Origin of the sequence: Streptomyces sp. NPDC096105, assembly GCF_044763335.1 — a bacterium.
Classification (GTDB): Bacteria; Actinomycetota; Actinomycetes; order Streptomycetales; family Streptomycetaceae; genus Streptomyces.
This window is the reverse complement of the sequence record NZ_JBIWGC010000006.1, coordinates 172,658-194,641: the sequence shown is the minus strand read 5'-3', so window position 1 is coordinate 194,641 and position 21,984 is coordinate 172,658. Positions and strand designations below refer to the sequence as shown.

At 71.7% G+C, this 21,984-nt stretch carries 19 protein-coding genes; 5 read left to right on the top strand and 14 right to left on the bottom strand.

Annotated features, from left to right (window positions below):
* Positions 1-294 precede the first annotated feature (294 nt).
* Complete coding sequence (locus ACIQ8B_RS12695; RefSeq protein ID WP_106414109.1) at positions 295-822, top strand: universal stress protein; 528 nt, start codon at positions 295-297, stop codon at positions 820-822.
* A gap of 150 nt (positions 823-972) precedes the next feature.
* On the opposite strand, the gene glmS is transcribed toward ACIQ8B_RS12695, so the two are convergent.
* The 13 genes from glmS to ACIQ8B_RS12630 form a co-directional block, all read right to left on the bottom strand.
* The gene (gene glmS, locus ACIQ8B_RS12690) at positions 973-2,790 is read right to left on the bottom strand and encodes a glutamine--fructose-6-phosphate transaminase (isomerizing) (protein WP_106414110.1); all 1,818 of its coding nucleotides are present in this window, start codon (positions 2,788-2,790) and stop codon (positions 973-975) included.
* A gap of 12 nt (positions 2,791-2,802) precedes the next feature.
* The gene (locus ACIQ8B_RS12685) at positions 2,803-3,060 is read right to left on the bottom strand and encodes a hypothetical protein (protein WP_006131553.1); all 258 of its coding nucleotides are present in this window, start codon (positions 3,058-3,060) and stop codon (positions 2,803-2,805) included.
* Between the two features lie 75 nt (positions 3,061-3,135).
* Positions 3,136-4,026: a DUF4429 domain-containing protein gene (locus ACIQ8B_RS12680; protein WP_403546676.1), complete on the bottom strand. Its 891-nt coding sequence runs from the start codon at positions 4,024-4,026 to the stop codon at positions 3,136-3,138.
* Positions 4,027-4,245: 219 nt separating this feature from the next.
* Positions 4,246-6,018, bottom strand: a complete 1,773-nt coding sequence (locus ACIQ8B_RS12675) for an IucA/IucC family protein (protein ID WP_403546675.1) — start codon at positions 6,016-6,018, stop codon at positions 4,246-4,248.
* A complete protein-coding gene (locus ACIQ8B_RS12670; RefSeq protein ID WP_403546674.1) occupies positions 6,015-6,557 on the bottom strand; it encodes a GNAT family N-acetyltransferase in 543 nt (180 codons plus the stop codon). The genes ACIQ8B_RS12675 and ACIQ8B_RS12670 overlap by 4 nt, the downstream gene beginning before the upstream one ends.
* On the bottom strand, positions 6,554-7,846 hold the full coding sequence (locus tag ACIQ8B_RS12665; protein WP_403546673.1) for a lysine N(6)-hydroxylase/L-ornithine N(5)-oxygenase family protein: 1,293 nt from the start codon (positions 7,844-7,846) through the stop codon (positions 6,554-6,556). Before ACIQ8B_RS12665 ends, ACIQ8B_RS12670 begins: the two co-directional genes overlap by 4 nt.
* On the bottom strand, positions 7,830-9,272 hold the full coding sequence (desA, locus tag ACIQ8B_RS12660) for a lysine decarboxylase DesA (RefSeq protein WP_290011257.1): 1,443 nt from the start codon (positions 9,270-9,272) through the stop codon (positions 7,830-7,832). Before desA ends, ACIQ8B_RS12665 begins: the two co-directional genes overlap by 17 nt.
* A 159-nt stretch (positions 9,273-9,431) precedes the next feature.
* Positions 9,432-10,304 carry a siderophore-interacting protein gene (locus ACIQ8B_RS12655; protein WP_403546672.1) on the bottom strand — a complete coding sequence of 291 codons (873 nt, stop codon included), beginning with the start codon at positions 10,302-10,304 and terminating at the stop codon, positions 9,432-9,434.
* A gap of 85 nt (positions 10,305-10,389) precedes the next feature.
* Positions 10,390-11,433, bottom strand: coding sequence for an ABC transporter substrate-binding protein (locus ACIQ8B_RS12650; protein ID WP_403546671.1), 1,044 nt, complete (start codon positions 11,431-11,433; stop codon positions 10,390-10,392).
* 194 nt (positions 11,434-11,627) lie between these two features.
* Positions 11,628-12,788 (bottom strand): acyl-CoA dehydrogenase family protein, encoded by a 1,161-nt coding sequence (locus ACIQ8B_RS12645; RefSeq protein ID WP_106414118.1) that lies wholly within the window; start codon positions 12,786-12,788, stop codon positions 11,628-11,630.
* A 4-nt stretch (positions 12,789-12,792) separates the two neighbouring features.
* Positions 12,793-13,740: a hydroxymethylglutaryl-CoA lyase gene (locus tag ACIQ8B_RS12640; RefSeq protein WP_403546670.1), complete on the bottom strand. Its 948-nt coding sequence runs from the start codon at positions 13,738-13,740 to the stop codon at positions 12,793-12,795.
* Positions 13,737-15,752, bottom strand: a complete 2,016-nt coding sequence (locus ACIQ8B_RS12635; RefSeq protein ID WP_403546781.1) for an acetyl/propionyl/methylcrotonyl-CoA carboxylase subunit alpha — start codon at positions 15,750-15,752, stop codon at positions 13,737-13,739. Before ACIQ8B_RS12635 ends, ACIQ8B_RS12640 begins: the two co-directional genes overlap by 4 nt.
* A 26-nt stretch (positions 15,753-15,778) precedes the next feature.
* Positions 15,779-17,395, bottom strand: coding sequence for a carboxyl transferase domain-containing protein (locus tag ACIQ8B_RS12630; protein WP_403546669.1), 1,617 nt, complete (start codon positions 17,393-17,395; stop codon positions 15,779-15,781).
* 86 nt (positions 17,396-17,481) lie between these two features.
* Here ACIQ8B_RS12630 and ACIQ8B_RS12625 point away from each other — a divergent pair, with 86 nt between their 5' ends.
* The 4 genes from ACIQ8B_RS12625 (at position 17,482) to ACIQ8B_RS12610 (ending at position 21,072) form a co-directional block, all read left to right on the top strand.
* Positions 17,482-18,087 carry a TetR/AcrR family transcriptional regulator gene (locus ACIQ8B_RS12625; RefSeq protein WP_403546668.1) on the top strand — a complete coding sequence of 202 codons (606 nt, stop codon included), beginning with the start codon at positions 17,482-17,484 and terminating at the stop codon, positions 18,085-18,087.
* A 146-nt stretch (positions 18,088-18,233) separates the two neighbouring features.
* Positions 18,234-19,391 carry an acyl-CoA dehydrogenase family protein gene (locus ACIQ8B_RS12620; RefSeq protein ID WP_106414123.1) on the top strand — a complete coding sequence of 386 codons (1,158 nt, stop codon included), beginning with the start codon at positions 18,234-18,236 and terminating at the stop codon, positions 19,389-19,391.
* Positions 19,392-19,426: 35 nt separating this feature from the next.
* Complete coding sequence (gene tesB, locus ACIQ8B_RS12615) at positions 19,427-20,302, top strand: acyl-CoA thioesterase II (RefSeq protein WP_403546667.1); 876 nt, start codon at positions 19,427-19,429, stop codon at positions 20,300-20,302.
* A 248-nt stretch (positions 20,303-20,550) separates the two neighbouring features.
* Positions 20,551-21,072, top strand: coding sequence for a DUF4232 domain-containing protein (locus ACIQ8B_RS12610; RefSeq protein WP_403546666.1), 522 nt, complete (start codon positions 20,551-20,553; stop codon positions 21,070-21,072).
* 66 nt (positions 21,073-21,138) lie between these two features.
* On the opposite strand, the gene ACIQ8B_RS12605 is transcribed toward ACIQ8B_RS12610, so the two are convergent.
* A complete protein-coding gene (locus ACIQ8B_RS12605; protein WP_106414126.1) occupies positions 21,139-21,930 on the bottom strand; it encodes a phosphatase in 792 nt (263 codons plus the stop codon).
* Positions 21,931-21,984: the final 54 nt, after the last annotated feature.

Sequence of the window (21,984 nt, the reverse complement as noted above, 5' to 3'; positions counted from 1 at the left end):
GGTCACCGTGCGGGCGGGGACCGGTGGAGGGGCCGGACGGCCCTTGACGGGCCGGCCGCGGGTGGTTCAGGTGTCAAGCGCATACCGAGCAAACCGCCTGTACAGGGCAGCAACCATTGCGTCGCGGGCGGACCCTCGTGCATGCTCCGGGGAACCCGCCTCCCGGTTCGCGGGATCTGGGCCATGGAGGCGTGCCGCCGTACCCTTGAGGGTATGGGGTGGGGAAGACACTTCCCGGACACAGCTCCGCCGCACACTGTCGTCCCATAAAAGGATCACAACCCCGAGACAGCCATGGCCGGTCACGAATTCTTCGAACCAGCGGACCGCAAGCGGCCGGTCGCCGATCCGACGGCGGCCGAACCCCTGGCGGCGGAGGACTCGCGCCATGCGTGCGACCCCGCCTTCCGGCACGGGGTGGTCGTCGGCTTCGACGGTTCCACGTCCAGTGAGCGGGCCCTCGCGTACGCCATCGGCATGGCGCGGCGCTCCGGCTCCGGGCTGATCATCGTCCACGTCGCCAACCGGCTGCCCACCACGGTGTGGGCGGGTTGCGAGCCGCCGGTCTTCGTGGACGTCCCGGACCACCGCACGGAGGTGCTGGGGCTGGAGCTGGCCTGCGCCGACCATCTGGCCGAGGTGCCGTGGATCCTCGTCGAGCGGGGCGGGGACATCTGCCACGAACTCGAAGAGGTGGGGCGGGAGTACGCGGCCGATGCGATCGTCGTGGGTTCCACCCACGGGGTCGTGGGGCGGCTCTTCGGGTCGGTCGCGGGGAGGCTGGCCAAGCGGGCGCAGCGGCCGGTCGTCGTCATTCCATGACGTGAGGTGAGGGACGGGCCCCCACGTGTTGCGGCAACACGTGGGGCCCGTTCCCGTTCGCCGGCCTCTCGGGTGCGTGAGGGGTGAGCGCGCCCGCGCGGCGGAGCCGCGGATCGGCACGGCCCCGCGCCCCTCGGGGGCGCTTCCCGGTTACTCGACCGTGACGGATTTCGCCAGGTTGCGGGGCTTGTCGATGTCCCGGCCGAGGGCCAGGGCCGTGTGGTAGGCGAGGAGCTGGAGGGGGATGCCCATGAGGATCGGGTCCAGCTCGTCCTCGTTCTTGGGGACCACGATCGTGTGGTCCGCCTTCTCCTGCGCCTGGTGGGCGACGGCGACGATCCGGCCGCTGCGGGCCTTGATCTCCTCCATGGCCGCGCGGTTCTTCTCCAGCAGGTCGTCGTCCGGGACGATCGCCACGGTCGGCATGGCCGGCTCGATCAGGGCCAGCGGGCCGTGCTTCAGCTCGGAGGCCGGGTAGGCCTCGGCGTGGATGTAGGAGACCTCCTTGAGCTTCAGGGACGCCTCGCGGGCCACCGGGTAGCCCCGGACGCGGCCGATGAAGAGCATCGAGCGGGCGTCGGCGTACTCCAGCGCCAGCTTCTTGATCTCCTCCTCCTGCTCCATGATCTCGGCGATCTGGGCGGGGAGGCGGCGCAGGCCCTCGATGATCCGCTTGCCGTCGCGGACGGAGAGGTCGCGGGTGCGGCCCAGGTGCAGGGCGAGCAGCGCGAAGGCGACCGTGGTGTTGGTGAAGCACTTGGTGGAGACGACGCAGACCTCCGGACCGGCGTGCACGTAGACGCCGCCGTCCGCCTCGCGGGCGATCGCGGAACCCACCACGTTGACCACGCCGAGGACCCGGGCGCCCTTGCGCTTCAGCTCCTGCACGGCGGCGAGCACGTCGTACGTCTCACCGGACTGGGAGACCGCGATGTACAGGGTGTCGGGGTCGACGACCGCGTTGCGGTAGCGGAACTCGGAGGCCGGCTCGGCGTCGGCGGGGATGCGCGCCAGCTCCTCGATCATCTGCGCGCCGATCATGCCGGCGTGGTACGAGGTGCCGCAGCCGAGGATCTTCACGCGGCGGATGCGGCGGGCCTCGCGGGCGTCCAGGTTGAGGCCGCCCAGGTGCACGGTGGAGAAGCGGTCGTCGATCCGGCCGCGCAGCACGCGGTCCACGGCCTCGGCCTGCTCGTGGATCTCCTTGTGCATGTAGGTGTCGTGGCCGCCCATGTCGTAGGAGGCGGCCTCCCACTCCACGGTGGTGGGCTCGGCGGTGGTGCGCGTGCCCTCCGTGGTGTAGGTGCGGAAGTCGTCGGCCTTGAGGGTGGCCATCTCGCCGTCGTCGAGGGTGACTATCTGACGGGTGTGGGCGACCAGCGCGGCGATGTCCGAGGCGACGAACATCTCCTTCTCGCCGATGCCGAGGACGACCGGGGAGCCGTTGCGGGCGACGACGATGCGGTCCGGGAAGTCGGCGTGCAGCACGGCGATGCCGTAGGTGCCCTCGATCAGGCGGACCGTCTCGCGGACCTTGTCCTCGAGCTTCTCGGCCTGCGAGCGGGCGATGAGGTGGACGAGGACCTCGGTGTCGGTCTCGGAGAGGAACTCGACGCCGTCCGCCTCCAGCTTGCGGCGCAGGTCGGCGGCGTTGTCGATGATGCCGTTGTGGACGACGGCGACCTTGCCCTCGGCGTCCAGGTGGGGGTGGGCGTTCACGTCGGACGGGGCGCCGTGGGTGGCCCAGCGGGTGTGGGCGATGCCGGTGGTGCCCTTGAAGCGCGCCGGGACCTTGGCCTCCAGGTCGCGCACCCGGCCCTTGGCCTTGACCGTCTTCAGGGCCCCCGCCTTCGGGGAGGTCACGGCGATGCCCGCCGAGTCGTAGCCGCGGTACTCCAGGCGCTGGAGCCCTTCGAGCAGCAGGGGGGCGACCTCACGCCTGCCGATGTAACCGACGATTCCGCACATACAGGTGTGTTCCTAGCCGTAGACGATGCGGCGCAGCTGCCGGAGCGAGAGCTCGGGCGGCGCCACCGCGCGGTATCTCAGGTCCGCCTCGATCCGTTGGAAGATCGTCGCGTTCACCAGGCCCTGGGCCTGGAGCTCGCGGTGGCGGCGACGGACGTACTCCTCGGTCGTCTCGTCGAAGTAGGCGAGCACGTCCTGGATCACACGCAGCGCCTCGCCCCGGCTGAGGGGCGTGGACCGCGTCAGATGATCAACAAGTTCGTCGTGCACCCGATGATCCTGAGGTAACGACGGCCGTTTCGCAAGAATCGTGCCCGATTTCGGGCAGGCTGAGGTAGGTGGTCGTTACATGCGCTTCAGGACGGCCTGCTTGGCGAGGGTGAACTCCTCGTCCGTGAGCACCCCGGCCCGGTGCAGCTCGCCCAGCTCCCGCAGCCGCCGCAGCAGCGCGTCGTGGTCGTCCTCGGCGCGGTCGGGCGGTGCGGGCCGGTCGTCCTCGTGGTCGCGCGGGCCGTCCAGGGCCGGAGCGGCGGGGGCGGACGGGTGCGGAAGGCGGGCCTGGACGGCGGCGGCCACCAGCGCCATCAGCGGGTCCTTCCTGAAGCCCCACAGCTCCACCGCGTTCGGGTCGTACTTGGCCGGGACCTTGGCCGGGGCGTACCGAACGAGGAAGCGCAGGTGGCCGTTGTCCAGGCCGGACGCCGGCTGCCACTCCACCCCCTCCAGGTCCGGCACCGCCAGGGTGCGGGGGCCGGCGGCGGACTTGGCGTCCTCCGTCTTCCAGTTCCACTCCAGCCGGACCCGCTCCCCGTCGAAGCTCACCGTGCCGTCCCCGGCGGAGACGGACAGCGGCAGGGACGGGCCGGGCAGCAGATAGCCGGTCACCGGCCCGGACGGGATCTGCTCCAGCAGCAGCGCGGTGCGGACCTCCTCCGTGAAGTACTCGGCGACGCCGTAGCGGTCGGACTCGACGATCAGCCGGTAGGGGTCGTGCGGCTCGGTGAGGCGCCCGCCGGTCGCGTGCAGCAGCGGGTCGGCGCCGTCGCGCAGCCGCAGCCTGAGCCGCCCCGACTTCTTGCCCTGCTCCAGCGAGATGCCCGCCAACGCCTCGAGCGGCACGGTCAGTTCACCCAGCGTCCGGCGCAGCAGGCCGACGTTCTTGTCCCGGCCGGGTGTCAGGCGCAGGGTTTCCCCGTCGAACGTCCACGTGCCGTCCTTCTGGATGATTTCCGCCATGGGGGGATTGTTCCACCGGAACGGCGGGGGAGTGGTCTGGACCTGTTCCGGGTGTCCCTGGCAGGGGCGGGAGCCGGCGGTGGGGTGGCCCGGGAGGCGGGCGGCTCACCGTCGGTGGGGCTGGGCGCGCAGGTCCCCGCGCCCCTGACGGGGCACTGCCCCTGAGGGAGCGACGAAGCCCCGGAGGACCGTACTCCGGGGGCTCGTCCGTCCGTGGGGTCAGAAGGCCGCCAGGGGGTTCTTCAGGGTGCCGATGAGCTGGAGGGCGCCCGAGGGGTCCGCCAGGTCCACCATCTGCTTGTTGTTGCGCAGTTGGAGGCGGTTCAGGCAGGACAGGGCGAACTCCGGGGCGAACATGTCGTACCGGGCGAACTTGTCGGCCAGTTCCGGCACCGACGCCTGGTAGGCGCGGGTGACCTCCGCGACCGTGCGCCAGAAGCCGTCCTCGTCGAGGACGCCCTCCTCGGCGAGGTTCGCCGCGAGGAAGCGGAAGAAGCAGTCGAAGACGTCCGTGAAGACCGACAGCAGTTTGGTGTCGTCCGGGACCTCGACGCGGATCCGGGACACCTCCGGCGGCAGCACCGCGTCCGGGTCCATCACCGCGATCTCCTCGGCGATGTCCTTGTAGACCGCGCGCTTCACGGCGCCGTTCTCCAGGACCAGGATGACGTTCTCGCCGTGCGGCATGTACACCAGGTCGTAGGCGTAGAAGCTGTGCAGCAGCGGGACGTAGTACGCCCGCAGGTAGCGCCGCAGCCACTCCTCCGGGGCCAGCCCGGAGCGCTCGATCAGCGCGCCCGCGAAGGACCTGCCCTCGTGGTCGACGTGGACCAGGGAGGCCATGGTGGCGAGCGACTCGCCGTCCTCCAGGGACGCCACCGGGCTCTCCCGCCACAGCGCCGCCAGCATCTTGCGGTACGGCGAGTGGCGGTCGGTGGCCTGCTCGTACTCCAGGTGCCGGTAGCCCACGGCGGCCCGCTCGCGGATGATCGACAGACCCGTCCCGCGCAGCACCGGGTCGTTGTCGATCAGCCGGGCCAGCCAGTCGTTGATCGCCGGGGTGGCCTCCATGTAGGCGGCGGACAGGCCCCGCATGAAGCCCATGTTGAGGACGGACAGGGCCGTCTTCACGTAGTGCTTCTCCGGGTGCGACCGGTTGAAGAAGGTGCGGATGGACTGCTGGGCCAGGTACTCGTCGTCGCCCTCGCCCAGGCACACCAGGTGCCGGCGGGCCACCTCGGCGGCGAAGGTGACGGACAGCTTGTTCCACCACTGCCAGGGATGGACCGGGATCAGCAGGTAGTCGGCGGGGTCCAGCTCCTGTGCGCGCAGGACGGCGTGGAACCGCTCGACGGTCTCCTCGCCCAGTTCCTGCCGGACGAAGGACTCGTACGTGATCCCGACGCCCGCGGTGAACGCGGCCCGGGAGCGGTGGGCGGCCAGCCACACCAGCTTCACCGGGTTCGCGGCCTCCGGGGCGTACCGCAGGTACTCGTGGACGCCGAAGCCGAGCCGCCCGTTGTTGGCGACGAAGCAGGGGTGGCCCTCGGTCATGCCGGACTCGATCGCCTGGAAACCGGCGTCGGCCAGCTCGGCCGAGGTGACCTTCGGCTTGGTCAGCTTGTAGCAGGTGCCGGAGAGGGTGGAGGAGATCTCCTCCAGGTACACCGGCAGGATCTCGTCGCTCAGCCCCAGGGACTTCTGCAGCTCGATGAAGAAGTCCAGCGCCGCCAGTTCGAGTGCGGTGTCGCCGCGGTGGCGGGTGATCGAGTCGGCGTCGACCTGCCAGTGGTCCAGGCCGCGCAGCCTCGCGGTGAACGCGTAGCGGGTCTCGCCGTCGTCGCTGCGGACGACGTACCGGCCGTCGCCGGCCGGTTCCGGCGTGACGAGCCGCTCGTGCGCGAACTCGGCGAGCGCCTTGCGGATCAGAAGACGGTTGGCCCGCGCCCAGCGGTGGGGGGACAGATGCGCCACGGCGTCGGACAGGGTCATACGGACACTCCTCGGGCGGCCTCGAACTGTTCGCGCGTGCAGAAGCTCAGCAGCGCGCGCTTCTCCGGCTTGTCGATCTCTCGCTCGGGCACGAAGCCCACGGCCTCGTTCAGGGCGTGCACGGCCTTGTTGCCGACGTCGGGCTCCACCACGACCCGGCGGGTGGCCGGGTCGGCGAACAGCTCCTCCAGCACGGCGGTGATGACGGCGCGGGTGAAGCCGTGGACCGGCCGGTCGGTGGGGGCGACCAGGAAGTGCATGCCGACGTCACCCGGCCGCGGCTCGTAGAGCCCGACGAGTTCGACGTACCGGGGGTCGTACTTCTCCATCAGGAACGCGGGTTCGCCGTCGTGCAGGCCCAGGTAGGCGTGGTGGTGCTCGTGGGCGGCGATCCGCATGTACTCGCGCTCGACGTCCTGCAGCTTCGCGTCCTGCATCATCCAGAACGCCGCCTTGGGGTGGGTCACCCAGCGGTGCAGCAGCTCCGCGTCCCTCAGCGGGTCGAGCGGGCGGACCGTGAACGTGCCGATGGCGCTCATACGGCGAACTCCTGGAAGGCGATGCTCTTCTCGACCGGGTAGTACTCGGCGCCCAGCAGCTCACGGATGATGGACGCGTTGCGGTACGGGCCCATGCCCAGGTCGGGGCTGGTGACGCTGTGCGTGTGCACGCCCGCGTTCTGCAGGAAGACGCCGCGTCCGGTGACGTCGACGGCGTAGTTGCGGGCGACGTCGAAGCGGCCGTGGCCGTCGAAGCGCAGCCGGTCGCGCACCGGCTCCAGGAAGGCCGGCTGCTCGTAGTGGTAGCCGGTGGCCAGCACCAGGCCCTCGGTGGCGATCTCGAAGTCCTTGCCCTGCTCGTCCTGGCGGAAGCCGAGCGTGTACGTGCCGTCCTCGTACCGTGCGGTGGTGAGCGAGGAGTTGGTGAGCAGCCGGGTGGGCACGCCGCGGCCGCCGCTCTCCACGTTCTTCTGGTACAGCAGGTCGAAGATCGCGTCGATCAGCTCCGAGTTGATCCCCTTGAACAGGCCCTTCTGCTGCTTCTCCAGCCGGTAGCGGGTCTCCTCGGGCAGCGCGCGGAAGTAGTCGATGTAGTCCGGGGACGTCATCTCCAGGGTCAGCTTGGTGTACTCCAGCGGGAAGAACCGCGGGGAGCGGGTGACCCAGTTGAGCTGGTAGCCGTGGGCGTCGATCTCCGAAAGGAGCTCGTAGTAGATCTCGGCGGCGCTCTGCCCGCTGCCCACGATCGTGACCGACTTCTTCCCCAGCAGCTCCGCCTTGCGGTGCACGTACTGCGCGTTGTGGAAGAGGTCCCCCTCGATCCCGCGGCACGCCTCGGGCACGAACGGCACGGTGCCGGTGCCGAGCACCAGGTGCCGGCCGCGGTACGTCGTGCCGGTGGACGTGGCCACGACGTACACCTCGGCGGCCTCGTCCCAGGTGACCTCGGTGACCGTGGTGCCGAAGCGGATGCTGCCGAGCTGCGCGGCGGCCCAGCGGCAGTAGTCGTCGTACTCGACGCGCAGCGGGTAGAAGTTCTCCCGGATGTAGAACGAGTACAGCCGGCCCTTCTCCTTCAGGTAGTTGAGGAAGGAGTAGGGGGACGTCGGGTCGGCGAGGGTGACCAGGTCCGACATGAACGGGGTCTGGAGGTGGGCCCCGTCGAGGAACATCCCCGCGTGCCACTCGAAGTCCGGCTTGGACTCCAGGAAGACGCCGGAGAGTTCGTCGATGGGCTCGGTCAGGCAGGCCAGTCCCAGGTTGAACGGGCCCAGTCCGATGCCCACGAAGTCGTGGGCCGGTTCCGTGGTGTCAGCAAGCGCGGTCAAGGGACTCTCCCAGGTACTGCTCGGCGTGGCCGGCGATCAGGTCGAGGACGGCCGTGATGTCGGCCGTCGTGGTCTCGGGGTTGAGCAGGGTGAACTTCAGGTAGTGGCGCCCGGACACCTTGGTGCCCGCGACCACCGCGTCACCGGAGGCGAACAGGGCCTTGCGGGCGTACAGGTTGGCCCGGTCGATGTCGGCGGGGTCGGTCACGGAGGCCGGGACGTAACGGAAGACCAGGGTGGACAGGCTGGGCTCGACCACCACGTCGAAGCGCGGGTCGGCGGCCAGCAGTTTCCAGCCCTCGGCCGCGAGGTCGCACACCTCGTCGAAGAGCGCGCCGATGCCGTCGGCGCCCATCACGCGCAGCGTCATCCACAGCTTGAGCGCGTCGAAGCGGCGGGTGGTCTGGAGGGACTTGTCGACCTGGTTGGGGATGCGCTCGGTCACCATGCGGCGCGGGTTGAGGTACTCCGCGTGGTAGGTGGCGTGCCGCAGCGTGGCCGCGTCGCGCACCAGCACGGCCGACGAACTGACCGGCTGGAAGAACGACTTGTGGTAGTCGACGGTGACCGAGTCGGCGCGCTCGATGCCGTCGATGCGGTGCCGGTACTTCAGCGAGGCGAGCAGGCCGCAGCCGTAGGCGGCGTCCACGTGCATCCAGGCGCCGTACTGCTCGCACAGTCCCGCGATCTCCGGCAGCGGGTCGATGGAGCCGAAGTCGGTGGTGCCGGCGGTGGCGACGACCGCCATCGGGATCAGCCCCGCCTCGGCGCAGCGCTCCAGCTCGTGGGCGAGGGCGACGGTGCGCATCCGCTTGTCGTGGTCGACGGGGACCACCACCACGGCGTCGGGGCCGAGGCCGAGCAGCTTCGCGGACTTCTGCACGCTGAAGTGGCTGACCTCGGAGGCGAAGACGCGCAGCTTCGCCAGGTCCTCGGTCTTGGTCTCCTCGCGGGCCAGCAGCAGCGCCTGGAGGTTGGACTGGGTGCCGCCGGAGGTGAACACGCCGTCGGCGGCGGGGCCGAGACCGATGCGGGCGGCCGTCCAGTCGACGAGTTTCCGCTCGATCAGGGTGCCGCCGGCCGACTGGTCCCAGGTGTCCAGGGAGGAGTTGACGGCGGAGAGCACCGCCTCGCCCAGCACGGCCGGGATGACGACCGGGCAGTTGAGGTGGGCGAGGTAGCGGGGGTGGTGGAAGTAGACCGCGTCCCTGAGGTAGACGTCCTCCAGTTCGTCCAGCACCGCGGTGGTGTCGCGCAGCGGCTGGTCGAGATCGATCGCGTCGATGCGCGGGGCGAGGTCGTCGACCGTGACGCCGGTGAACGGACGGTCGGTGGCGGCGAGTTGGGCGGCCACCCGCTCGACTCCTTCGGTCACGGAGCGTCGGTAGTGCTCCGTGGTGGTGTCGTTGAGCAGGTGCGAGCGCATGTGGGGGTCCTCCGGTGGGGACGGTCCGGTGCGGGGAGAGGTCCAGTGCGGTTCAACTTAGGTTAGCCTAACCAAACTTTTCCGAGGGGAATCCCGTTTCCGCCGTGACCGTCGTCACGTCCTCGACGGGACGCCGTGAGGCCTCAACACACGTGCGGCTCACGCCAGTTCGCGGAGCTGTTCCTCCGTCAGGCCGCGCCGCCAGTAGCCCACGAACGTCACCCGCCGGCGGTCGACGCCACGCTCACGGACGAAGTGCCGGCGCAGCTGCTTCACCTGGCCGGACTCCCCGGCGATCCACACGTAGGCGCGCTCGGGGGAGGGGAGGGCGGTCTGCCGGACGGCGTCCAGGGCCGAGGGGGTCTCCGGGGCGGCGGCGCCCTCCCGCACGAACCAGGTGACCTCCGCGTCCGCCGCGGTCGGCAGCTCCTGGACGTCCCCGGCGTGCGGCACCTCCAGCCAGACCCGGGCGCGGATGCCGGGCGGGAGGGTCTCCAGGACGGCGGCCGCGGCGGGCAGGGCGGTCTCGTCCGCCCACAGCAGCACCGTCGAGGTGTCCTCGGGCGGACGGAAGCGGATCGCGCGGTTGTCGGCGATCGCGGGGCCGAGCACCAGCACCCGGTCACCCACGGCGGCGCGGGCGGCCCAGCGGGACGCCGGACCGGCCTCGGCGGACGGGCCCGCCTCGGCGCCGACGCCGTGCAGCACGAAGTCGACGTCGATCTCCGCGGCCCGCCCCAGGGCGTCCGTGCGCAGCGCCCGCAGCGTGTACGAGCGCATCACCGCCCGTACGTCGTCGGGCAGGTCGCGCCAGCCCTGCCACCAGCCGTCGCCGAGCTCCAGCGGCACGACCGGCGCGTCCTGCCCCGGGTGGGGCAGGAACAGCGACAGGGACTGGTCACGTCCGTCGGAGCGGAAGTCGCGCAGTTCCGGCCCGGTGAAGGTGACCCGGATCAGCGACGGGCCGAGCCGCCGCGTCCCGGCGACCTGAAGGGCGAAGAAACGGAACGGGGCGGCCACGGCAGTCGTCACGGCGTACTCCTGCGAGTCGGGGGCGGCTGGACCTTGCGAGGGGACCTGCGAGGGGGGCCTTGCGAGGGAGAACCTTGCGCGGGGGTCAGCTGACCTTCTTGGCCTTCTCGATGGCCTCGGCGAGCGCCTCCACCGGCGCCACGCACTTGTCGTAGGAGAGGATCGGCTCGGTGGAGCGGGAGATGACCTGGCCGGCCTTGACGGCGGGCAGCTGCTTCCAGGTCGCCTCGGTGATGTCGGCGGGCTGGATCGCCGAGGAGCGGTCGTCCATCATGATCACGTCGGCCTTGTGCTTGTCGACGTTCTCCCAGCTCAGGCTCTCGAACCAGCCGCCGGTGGCCTTCTTGGCCTCCTCCGTCGGCTCCACGAAGTTCACGCCGAGGGCCTTGAAGTACTCCAGATCGACGGACAGGTTGGTGCCCGAGACGTAGAACAGCTCGGGGCTCGCGGAGCCGACCAGCACCTTGATCTCGGGCTTGGCCTTGGCGGCCTTGCGCAGCCGCTCCGAGGTCGCCTCGAACCGCTTCTTGGCGTCGGTGACCTTCGCGGCCGTCATGTCGGCGCCGAGCGACTCGGCCAGCTCCCACATCCGCTGCAGCGGGCCGGTGAGCTGACGGTCGAACACGGAGATGCCGACGCTGGGCGCGAGCTTGGCGATCTTGTCCTTGGACGCCTCGGGGACGTACCAGAGGGTGCCGGCGTCGTCGAACATCGTGGAGATCAGGACGTCGGGCGCGAGGGCCGCGTACTTCTCGACGTTGAACTGGTCCCAGACGTTGCCCAGGACGGTCACCTTGCTGATGTCCATGTCGCCGGCCTGGACGTCGGCCTTGCCGTCCCTGGTCTTCGTCGGGCCGAAGACGCCCTTGACCTCGACGCCGTAGTCGTACAGCGCGGCGGCGACACCGGTGAACGCGACGATGTTCGCGGGCGCCTGGTCGAGCTTCACCGTGGTGCCGCGGTCGTCCTTGAAGGACCAGGGGCCGGACTTCGCGGAGCCCTTCGTGTCCGCGCCGCCGTCCTTCGCGTCGTCGCCCCCGCAGGCGGTGAGCGCGGCGCCGAGGCCGAGGGCGCCACCGGCGGCGAGCAGTCCGCGACGGGTCAGACGGGCGGTTCTGGCGTTCGACATGGAAGGGTCTGCTTTCGTGCGTACGGGACCGGTGTGCAAACAGCGTTAGGTTAGCCTAACCAAACGATCTGTCCAGAGGGCATCCGGTGTCCCTTCCGGGAAACGCCGGTTCCGCACCGTGATCCGGGTCACCCGACGGCACGGCAGCGGCCCGCGCCGTGGCCGGCGCGGGCCGCCCGCACCCGCGGGCGCGCTCAGCCCGTCAGGCCCAGCTCCCGTGCGATCAGCATCCGCTGGACCTCGCTGGTGCCCTCGCCGATCTCCAGGATCTTGGAGTCGCGCCACATGCGGGCCACCGGGTACTCGTTCATGAAGCCGTAGCCGCCGTGGATCTGCGTGGCGTCGCGCGCGTTGTCCACGGCCACCGTGGAGGAGTACAGCTTCGCCAGCGCCGCCTCCTTCTTGAACGGCTCGCCCGCCACCAGCCGGCTCGCCGCGTCCCGCCACGCCAGACGCGCCGTGTGCGCCTTCATCTCCATGTCGGCGATCTTGAACTGGATCGCCTGGTTCGCGCCGATCGGACGCCCGAACGCGTGCCGTTCCCCGGCGTACTTCACCGACTCGTCCACACAGCCCTGGGCGAGCCCCGTGGCCAGCGCCGCGATCGCGATGCGGCCCTCGTCGAGGATGCGCAGGAACTGGGCGTATCCGCGCCCCTCCTCGCCCAGCAGGTTGGCCGCCGGGACGCGCACGTCCTGGAAGGACAGCTCCCGCGTGTCCGAGGCGTTCCAGCCGACCTTGGAGTACGGCGCCGCGACCGTGAAGCCCGGAGTGCCGGACGGCACGATGATCGCCGAGATCCGCGGCTTCCCGTCAGGCTTGCGGCCGGTGACCGCGGTGACCGTGACCAGGCCCGTGATGTCCGTGCCGGAGTTGGTGATGAAGCACTTGGTGCCGTTGATCACCCACTCGTCGGTCGCCTCGTCCAGCCGGGCCGTCGTGCGGGTCGCGCCCGCGTCGCTGCCGCCGTCCGGCTCGGTCAGCCCGAACGCGCCCAGGATCTCGCCCGAGCACAGCCGGGGCAGCCACTCGCGCTTCTGCTCCTCGGTGCCGAACAGGTGCAGCGGCATGGCGCCCAGCGAGACGCCCGCCTCCAGGGTGATGGCCACCGAGGAGTCCACCCGCGCCAGTTCCTCCAGTGCGATGCCGAGCGCGAAGTAGTCGCCGCCCATGCCGCCGTACTCCTCCGGGAACGGCAGGCCGAACAGGCCCATGCGGCCCATCTCCCGCACGATCTCGTACGGGAACTCGTGCCGCTCGTAGAAGTCACCGATCTTCGGCGCCACCACGTCGTGCGCGAACTCCTCGACCGTGCGGCGGAGTTCCTCGAGTTCGGGAGAGAGCTTGTGGTCCATGTCGTCACTGCTCCTGGTGGGAGAGGGCTCGTACGGTGCGGGACGGGCTGGGCCGGCCCAGGTGGGCGGCCATCCAGACGCTTGTGGCGACCAGACGGCCGAGGTCGACCCCGGTGTCGATGCCGAGGCCCCGCAGCATCCACACGAGGTCTTCGGTGGCGAGGTTGCCGGTGGCGGACTTCGCGTAGGGGCAGCCGCCCAGTCCGCCGGCCGAGGCGTCGACCGTGGCGACGCCCTGCTGGAGGGCGGCCAGCGTGTTGGACAGCGCCTGGCCGTAGGTGTCGTGGAAGTGCACGCCCAGCGCGGGGACGGGCACGCCCGCCCCCGTGAGCGCGCCGATCAGGGCTGTCACATGGCCGGGGGTCGCCACCCCGATCGTGTCGCCCAGGCTCAGCTCGTCGCAGCCCATGTCGAGCAGCGCCCGGCACACGCGCACCACCCGGGGGACCGGGACCGCGCCCTCCCAGGGGTCGCCGAAGCACATCGACAGATAGCCGCGCACATGGACGCCCTGCTCCTTCGCGCGGGCCACCACCGGCTCGAACATGGCCAGCGCCTCGTCCACCGTGCGGTTGAGGTTGGCCTTGGCGAAGGACTCCGTGGCGCTGGCGAACACCGCCACCCGGCGGGCGCCCAGCGCCAGCGCACGGTCCAGGCCGCGCTCGTTGGGCACCAGCACCGGCAGCTCCACCGGCAGATCGGACACCGCCGGGTACAGCTCCTCGGCGTCCGCGAGCTGGGGCACCCACCGGGGGTGCACGAAGCTCGTCGCCTCGATCGTGGTCAGGCCCGTGCCGGCCAGCCGGCGGACGAACTCCGCCTTCACGGCCGTCGGCACGGTCGCCTTCTCGTTCTGCAGGCCGTCGCGGGCGCCCACCTCGTGGATCCGTACCCGCGCGGGCAGCCCCTCGGCCGGTACGGTCATGGGCAGGCCGGGCTCACCGGTGTTCATGCCGTCTCCCCTTCCGCCGTTTCCGCGGGCGCGATGACCGCGAGCACCTGGTCCATGGCGACCGTCGTGCCCGGGCTCACGTCCAGTTCGGTGACCGTGCCGGCGTGCGGGGCGGAGATGACGTGCTCCATCTTCATCGCCTCCACCACCAGCAGGCTCTGGCCCGCGTCCACCTCGTCGCCGACGGCGACCTTCACCACCGTCACCGTGCCCGGCATCGGCGCGGTCAGCGAGTCGGCGCCCGCCTGACCCGCCCGGGTGAGGGACGCGGCCACCGGGTCGTGGTCCCGCACCTGCCAGGCGTCGCCGTCCCGGCCCAGCCAGGAGCCGTCCGGCAGGGCGGCGAAGGTGTGCGCGACACCGTCCAGCACACAGGTGAACCGGTGCCCGTCCAGCGGTCCGGCCGACGCCCGCAGCGGGGTGTCCGCGCCCGGCGGCAGCAGTTCCGTGCCGCCGTCGGCGGTGGCCCGGACCCGCACGGTCACCGGGTCGTGGCCCGCCACCCGCAGGTGGTGCGCCGTCCAGGCCCGGCCGCCGCCCATCCGCCAGCCGTCGGTGGCGGCGAACGGGTCCCGCCAGCCGGGACCCGCGGCGGGCGCGAGGGCGGCCTGGCGCAGCAGCGCGGCCGCCGCGTACACCTCGGCCGGCACCTCGCCGCCGACCAGGGAGTCCGCCTCGCGCTCCACCAGCCCGGTGTCCAGCTCGCCGGAGACCACCGCCGGGTGGGCGAGCAGCCGCCGCAGGAAGCCCGCGTTGGTCTGCACGCCCAGCGTCACCGTCCCCGCGAGCGCCGCCCGCAGCTTGCGCAGCGCGGTCGCCCGGTCGGGGCCGTACGCGATGACCTTGGACAGCATCGGGTCGTAGAGGCTGCCGACCTCCGTGCCCTCGGTGAGCCCCGAGTCGGTGCGCACGCCGTCGCCCTGCGGCTCGCGCAGCCGCAGCACCGTGCCGCCGGAGGGCAGGAAGCCGCGCGCGGGGTCCTCGGCGCACAGACGCGCCTCGACCGCGTGCCCGGTCAGCCGGACGCCGTCCTGCCCGAACGGCAGCCGCTCGCCCGCCGCGACCCGCAGCTGCCACTCCACCAGGTCGAGCCCCGTGATCAGCTCGGTGACCGGGTGCTCCACCTGGAGCCGGGTGTTCATCTCCATGAAGCAGTACGCCGACGGGTCGTCGCCCGGGACGATGAACTCCACCGTGCCCGCGCCCCGGTAGCCGCAGGAGCGGGCCGCCCGCACGGCCGCTTCGCCCATCGCCGCCCGCGTCGCCTCGTCGAGGAGCACACTGGGCGCCTCCTCGACGATCTTCTGGTGGCGCCGCTGGAGCGAGCACTCGCGCTCGCCCAGGTGCACCACGTTCCCGTGGCCGTCGGCCAGCACCTGGATCTCGATGTGCCGGGGCCGGTCGATCCACCGCTCCACCAGGAGCGTGTCGTCGCCGAAGGAGGCGCGGGCCTCGCGCCGGGCGGCGGCGATCTCGTCCGCCAGCCTCGTCTCGTCCCGCACCAGGCGCATGCCCTTGCCGCCGCCGCCCGCCGACGGCTTCAGCAGCACCGGCATGCCGATCTCCCGGGCCGCGTCGACGAGCTGCGCGTCCGTCAGCCCGCTGCCGCTGGAGCCGGGCACCACCGGCACCCCGGCCGCCTGCACCGTCTCCTTCGCGCGGATCTTGTCGCCCATCAGGGCGATGGCGTCCGCCGGGGGCCCGATGAAGGCGAGGCCCGCCGCCTCGCAGGCCCGCGCGAACTCCGCGTTCTCGGCGAGGAAGCCGTACCCCGGGTGCACCGCCTGCGCGCCGGTGCGGGCGGCCGCCTCCAGCAGCCGCTCCGCCGACAGGTAGCTCTCCGCGGCCGGCGCCGGCCCGATCCGCACCGCCGTGTCGGCCTCCCGGACGTGCCGCGCCCCGGCGTCCGCGTCGGAGTACACCGCCACCGAGCGCACGCCCAGCGACCGCAGCGTGCGCACGACACGGACGGCGATCTCGCCCCGGTTGGCCACCAGCACCGTGTCGAACATCTGATCAGTCATCGTCAGGGGTCCCCTCACATCCGGAAGACGCCGAACTGGGGGTCACCCAGGGGCGCGTTGGCGCACGCGGTCAGGGCCAGCCCCAGCACCTGCCGGGTCTCCATCGGGTCGATCACGCCGTCGTCCCAGAGGCGGGCCGTCGCGTAGTAGGCGTTCCCCTGCCGCTCGTACTGGGCGCGGACCGGGGCCTTGAAGGCCTCTTCCTCCTCCGCGGGCCACTCCTCGCCGCGCGCCTCCAACTGGTCCCGCTTGACGGTCGCGAGGACCGAGGCGGCCTGCTCGCCGCCCATCACCGAGATCTTGGCGTTCGGCCACATCCACAGGAAGCGGGGGGAGTAGGCCCGCCCGCACATGGAGTAGTTGCCCGCGCCGTAGGAACCGCCGACCACGACGGTCAGCTTCGGCACGCGCGTGCAGGCGACCGCCGTGACCATCTTGGCGCCGTGCTTGGCGATGCCGCCCGCCTCGTAGTCCTTGCCGACCATGAAGCCCGAGATGTTCTGCAGGAACACCAGCGGGATGCCGCGCTGGTCGCACAGCTCGATGAAGTGGGCGCCCTTCTGGGCGGACTCGGCGAACAGGATGCCGTTGTTGGCGACGATCCCCACCGGGTGGCCGTGGAGGTGCGCGAACCCGGTGACCAGGGTCTGCCCGAACTCCGCCTTGAACTCGGCGAACCGGGAGCCGTCCACGACGCGCGCGATGATCTCGCGGACGTCGTAGGGGGTGCGGGAGTCCACCGGCACCGCGCCGTACAGCCCCGCCGGGTCCACCCTGGGCTCGGCGGCCGGCTCCACCCGCCAGGGCAGCTGCCCGCGCGCGGGCAGCGTGGAGACGATCCGGCGCACGATCCTGAGCGCGTGCGCGTCGTCCTCGGCGAGGTGGTCAGTCACCCCGGACACCCGCGAGTGGACCTCGCCGCCGCCCAGCTCCTCCGCCGTGACGACCTCACCCGTGGCCGCCTTCACCAGCGGCGGGCCGCCGAGGAAGATCGTGCCCTGGTTGCGCACGATCACCGCCTCGTCGCTCATCGCGGGCACGTACGCCCCGCCCGCCGTGCAGGAACCGAGCACCGCCGCGATCTGCGGGATGCCGGCGCCCGACATCCGGGCCTGGTTGTAGAAGATGCGGCCGAAGTGGTCCCGGTCCGGAAAGACCTCGTCCTGCATCGGCAGGAACGCCCCGCCGGAGTCCACCAGGTAGACGCAGGGCAGCCGGTTGTCCAGGGCCACCTCCTGCGCGCGCAGGTGCTTCTTCACGGTCATCGGGTAGTACGTGCCGCCCTTGACCGTGGCGTCGTTGGCGACGACCACGCACTCGCGGCCCGCGACCCGGCCGATCCCGGCGATCACCCCGGCCGCCGGGGCCTGCCCGTCGTACATCCCGTCGGCGGCCAGCGGGGCCAGCTCCAGGAAGGGCGAGCCGGGGTCGAGGAGGGTGTCCACCCGGTCGCGCGGGAGCAGCTTCCCGCGCGCGGTGTGGCGGGCGCGCGCCCGCTCGCCGCCGCCGAGCGCCGCCGCGGCCAGCTTGCCGCGCAGCTCCTCGACGAGGGCGCGGTGCGCCTCCTCGTTGGCCCGAAAGGCCTCCGACGCGGGATCGGCCGCGCTGTGAAGCTCCGGTGCCTCATGCATCCTGCGGGTCCCCTCACGTGTTAATGAGCGTTAACGCATTTCCCTCAGGTTAACGACCGCTAACCTCCCTGTCTAGAATCGTCCTCATGGCCACCAGAACCGACGCCCCCACCCGCCGCGAGCAGATCCTCAAGGAGGCCGCGCGGCTCTTCGCCGAGCGGGGCTTCCACGGGGTCGGCGTCGACGAGATAGGCGCCGCCGTCGGCATCAGCGGGCCCGGGCTCTACCGGCACTTCGCGGGCAAGGACGCGATGCTGGCGGAGCTGCTGGTCGGCATCAGCGAGTCGCTGCTGACCGGTGCGAAGCGGCGGCTCGCCGAGGCGGACGGGGCCGGGGGAGCGGCTCCCGAGGCGGTCCTCGACTCGCTGATCGAGGGGCACATCGACTTCGCGCTCGACGACCGCCCGCTCATCACCCTGCACGACCGTGAGCTGGACCGCCTCCGGGACGCCGATCGCAAGCTGGTGCGCCAGCTCCAGCGGCGGTACGTCGAGCTCTGGGTGGCCGTGGTGCGCCGCCTCTACCCGGACCTCGCCGAGCCCGCCGCCCGCTCGGCGGTCCACTCGGTCTTCGGCCTCCTCAACTCCACCCCCCACCTCACCCGCCCGGGCTCCCTCCCGGACCGCGTGGGCACGGCGGAACTGCTCCACCGGATGGCGCGGGGGGCGTTCGCGGCGGCGGCGGACGCCTGAGCGGCCGCCCGGGCCGCCGCCGGGCTCCGGCCGCCGCCGGAGTGACGAGCGTTACGGGGCGCCCGGTCTGGACGGGCGTGGATACTCGCCGGTACCTTGCTCTGAGCAAGCGCTTAGACATGCCCAGGCTGCGGAGGTGGCGGACAGTGCGCCGTACGATTTTCAACGAGGATCACGAGGCGTTCCGGGAGACCATCCGCGCCTTCATCGAGGCCGAGGTCGTCCCCGTCTACGACGAGTGGTTCGCGGCGGGACAGGCGCCCCGCGACTTCTACTACAAGCTCGGTGAGCTCGGCGTCTTCGGCATCAGCGTGCCGGAGGAGTACGGCGGCGCCGGCATGGACACCCACAAGTTCGAGGCCGTCCTCTACGAGGAGACCGCCCGCGCGGGCGTCCAGTTCGGCGGCTCCGGCGTGCACGTGCTGCTCGCCCTGCCCTACATCAAGATGCTCGGCACCGACGAGCAGAAGAAGCGTTACCTCCCGAAGTTCGTCACCGGCGAGGAGATGTGGGCCATCGCGATGACCGAGCCGGGCACCGGCTCCGACCTCGCGGGCATGAAGACCACCGCCAAGCTGAGCGAGGACGGCACCCACTACGTGCTCAACGGCGCCAAGACCTTCATCACCGGCGGCGTGCACGCCGACAAGGTGATCGTCTGCGCCCGCACCGCGGCCCCCACGGCCGAGGACCGCCGCCACGGCATCTCCCTGTTCGTCGTGGACACCAAGTCCGAGGGCTACTCGGTGGGCCGCAAGCTCGACAAGCTCGGCCTGCGCACCTCCGACACCGCCGAGCTGGCGTTCGTCGACGTCAAGGTCCCTGCCGAGGACCTGCTCGGCGAGGAGAACAAGGGCTTCTCCTACCTCGGCCACAACCTGGCCTCCGAGCGCTGGGGCATCGCCTACGGCGCCTACGCGCAGGCCAAGGCCGCCGTCCGGTTCGCCAAGCAGTACGTGCAGGAGCGCACCGTCTTCGGCAAGCCGGTCGCCCACTTCCAGAACACCAAGTTCGAGCTGGCCGCCTGCCAGGCCGAGGTGGACGCCGCCGAGGCCGTCGCCGACCGCGCCACCGAGGCCCTGGACGCCGGCGAGCTCACCCCCGCCGAGGCCGCCAGCGCCAAGCTGTTCTGCACCGAGGTCGCCCACCGCGTCATCGACCGCTGCCTCCAGCTGCACGGCGGCTACGGCTACATGAACGAGTACCCGATCGCCCGCCTGTACGCGGACAACCGGGTCAACCGCATCTACGGCGGCACCAGCGAGATCATGAAGACGATCATCGCCAAGGACATGGGCCTGTAAGGTCACGGAAATCCCTGCCGCAGACAACTGATTCCATGAGTCAGGCTCTCCAGGAACTCCTCGATCTCCTCGACCTCGAGCAGATCGAGGAGGACATCTTCCGCGGCCGGTCCCGCGCCTCCGCCGTCCCCCGCGTCTTCGGCGGGCAGGTGGCGGCGCAGGCCCTGGTCGCCGCGGGGCGCACCGTCCCCGCGGACCGGCCCCCGCACTCGCTGCACGCGTACTTCCTGCGCATCGGCGACCCGGGCGCGCCGATCGTCTACACCGTCGACCGGATCCGCGACGGCCGGTCCTTCACCACCCGCCGGGTGGTGGCGGTCCAGCACGGCAAGCCGGTCTTCCACCTCTCCGCGTCCTTCCAGGCGCACGAGGAGGGCCTGGACCACCAGGCGCCGATGCCGCCCTCCCCGGACCCGGAGACGCTCCCCACCTCCGAGGAACGGCTGCGCGGCTACCCGCACCTGTCGTCGGAGGTCGTGCACCGCTACCTCGGCGCCCGCGCGGCCGTCGACCTGCGCCACGTCGACGACCCGCCCTACGGCCGCTTCGGCGAACCGCGCGACCCCCACTCGCAGGTCTGGTTCCGCACCAACGGCAAGGTCGAGGGCGACGACCCGCTGCTCCACGTCGTGCTCGCCACGTACGTCTCCGACATGACGCTGCTGGACTCGATCCTGCTCGCCCACGGGCGCGGCGGCTGGGCGGTCGGCGACGTGGTCGGGGCGTCCCTGGACCACGCGATGTGGTTCCACCGCCCGTTCCGCGCGGACGAGTGGCTGCTGTACGACCAGCAGTCCCCGTCGGCCCACGGCGGCCGGGGTCTCGGCCAGGGCCGCATCTACACCCAGGACGGCCGCCTCGCGGTCTCCGTCATCCAGGAGGGCGTGGTCCGCGTCCCGCGCGAGGACTGAGCCGGCGCCGGCCGCCTCCCCGCTCCCCCGGTGCGGGGAAGCGGCGTCCCGCGAGGGCTCGGACGGCCGGCCCGCGTCCCGGGGGAGCGTTCCAGGCCACGGGAATCCACGCTGGTCAGCGGCCGTTCCAGCGTTCCGGCGTCCCGTACCGGGCGTCCGGCGTGGCGGGTGGGACGGATCACGGCACAAGCTGCGGTCATCCCCGGCGACCGCCGGACGACCCATCACGTCACACCCTGGAGAACACCGTGCGTTCACGCTTCGCCACCCGCGCCACCCGCTTCGCCCTGGCCGCCGTCGCCGCACTCGCCCTCGGCGGGGCCGCGACCGCCACCGCCACCGCCGACAGCGGCGGCCTCACCACCCGGCCCTGCGCGACCAGCGACCTGAACTTCAAGGTCACGGCCGAGACGCAGGCGGGCGGCTACTACCTGATCACCGCCAAGGCCAAGCCCGGACTCGTCTGCCACCTGGAGGGCGTCTTCCCCTCCGCCTCCTTCGGCTCCTCCCCCGACACCGAGGTCTCGCCCGCCGAGCACGGCGTCAGCGACGACATCGTCCTCGCCGGCTCCACCGCCGCCTACGCCGGCATCAGCCCCAAGAGCACCAACGACGACAACGGCATCGAGTTCGACCGGATCCACCTCTCGGTCGCCGGTGACGAGGAGAACTCCGTCACGCTGCGCCTCCCCGACACCGCCACGGTCGACCGGCCCATCGCCACCAACTGGCACGCCGACCCCGCCGACGCCGTCCCGTTCCTCGGCTGACCCGCGCGTCCACCGGCCGCCCTCGCCGGCCGGGTGTGTCCCCCGCACCCGGCCGGCGAGGGCGTCTCACCGCGCCAGACCGGCCTGCGCCAGCAGATAGGCCGTCATCGGGTCGTAGTGGCGGGGACTGGTCACGTGGTCGTCCAGGGGGACCGTCACCTGGACCGTGCCCTCGGCCTCGGCGAGGAACAGCGCCGGGTCGTTGCAGTCGGCGTACCCGACGGAGTCCACGCCGTACTGGCCGGCGGCGCCCGCCCAGCCGTGGTCGGCGACCACCAGGTCGGGCAGCGGGCGGCCCTCCCGCTCCAGCGCCGTCAGGATCGTCTTCATCGGCGCGCCCGAGTGGGTGTGCCACAGCGTCGCCCCGTGCTCCAGCACCGCCACGTCCGCGAACTGCATCACGTAGCCCTCTTCCGTGGTCAGCCCGTCCGGGATGACCACGATGTCGCAGCCCGCCGCCCGCAGCGCGCCGGCCGTCGCCCGGTGCACGTCCAGCAGACCGCCCGGGTGACCGGTCGCCAGCAGCACCCGCTGCCGTCCCTCCGCCGCCTTGCGCAGCCGCCCGGCCATCCGTTCGAGACCGTCGACCGTCAGCTCCGGGTCGATGGTGTCCTGCCCGTACCGGTGCTCCGGGTCGTCGTTCACGCCGACCCGCTCGGCCATCACCGCGAGCACGTCCTGCTCGTCGGTCCAGCGCTCGCCGAGCTCCAGGCCGAGCCAGTAGTGCCGGTCGCCGTTCGCCAGCTTCCGGTAGTGGGAGAGGTTGTTCTCACGCGGTGTGGCGACCTCGCCCGCGATGCGGGTGGCGACCAGGTGTTCGACGAGTTCGGCGCGACTGGGGGTCCCGGGTATCGGCATGCCCCCATTGTGAGGCAGCCGACAGGGGCCGTCCCTGGCGTATCGCGCGCTGGG